1 protein-coding gene is annotated in these 1,067 nt (G+C 35.6%); it reads right to left on the reverse strand.

Annotated elements, in window-relative coordinates; all coding sequences use genetic code 11:
- Positions 1-289: 289 nt before the first annotated feature.
- Complete coding sequence (locus VXQ92_RS20800; protein WP_416683049.1) at positions 290-574, reverse strand: hypothetical protein; 285 nt, start codon at positions 572-574, stop codon at positions 290-292.
- Positions 575-1,067: the final 493 nt, after the last annotated feature.

Here is a 1,067-nt window from a genome sequence, read left to right on the forward strand (position 1 = left end):
GCTTTTCAGTAGATAAATCAATCGTGTCAAAATCTGTATAACGGACTTGTAGTTCTGTATAAAAGCTCATTTTTATTAGCTCTATGATATTAATGATAAAAAATACTACTTATTAAACATGACGTTATCGTTAAAAACGAGCTGGGTATAGAAATATCTAAGCTATAAAAGTTCAAATTTCTTAAAAATATTCTTCTTTAGGCCTCTGTGTCACAACAGACTTTAATTTTTTGCGCTGATTTAAAGTAATAAACCATTGCGACACAGAGATAAAGAGCTAAGCCAACGCTTAGCCCAGACTACTTTTGTCACATCGCTGCATGACGCTGAAAAAAGTAGGGGCAAAGTCCCGTGGGAGAACAGGACTTTGCAAACTGACATGTTTTAGGCGCTGCATAAGCTTCGGGGAATAGGTTTGTTCGAGTCGCTGGTAAATACATTCGCAACTGGTCTTGCTATGCCCACCCGACAGGCAAATTTTTTCAAACTCTTGCTGAGTGTGGAGGTTACAGCCTGAAATACCCAAACTCACTAGAACAAAACTTAAAGTCAAAAAAGGTTTATAAATTGTCATATTATTCTCATAATGATTTATATCTATGAGTAGAATAAAAATATAATCTGTTTAAAAATTAAAATAATTTTTTAGGTAATAATTAATCCTCCCATGCATACAGGAAAATAAAATTTTAAAATAAAAATAATCTATAAATTTAAAAAATAGGGCGTAAAAAACCAAATTTTAAATCAATAAAATAGTTAAATAAGAGAGAAAATGAGTTTGAAAAGTGGCATAGTCAACTCCTTAAAAAATGGAGTTCTACCACCGAATTACCGCGAATTAATTAGGGTGGTAGAACGAAAGGGGGTTGACAGACTGGACTCGTAGAACCAGCACGCGCGGGGCGTCCCCCTCCCGTCCTACCGCAAAGAAAGGGGACGCAAGGGTCTAACGAATTTATAGTAGAACTACAATTCGCTACGAGTTACGGTCTGTCAAAACCGTCTGGCAATGTAGGCCAGCAACGGAATAATCATCGGTGATTTTAAATACGTCAATTTAATAT

The sequence above is a fragment of the Acinetobacter sp. 228 genome (assembly GCF_048147885.1).

Bases quoted from the DNA above. Each gene is read 5' to 3' on its own strand.
- VXQ92_RS20800 (WP_416683049.1), bottom strand. From the start codon at position 574: ATGACAATTTATAAACCTTTTTTGACTTTAAGTTTTGTTCTAGTGAGT.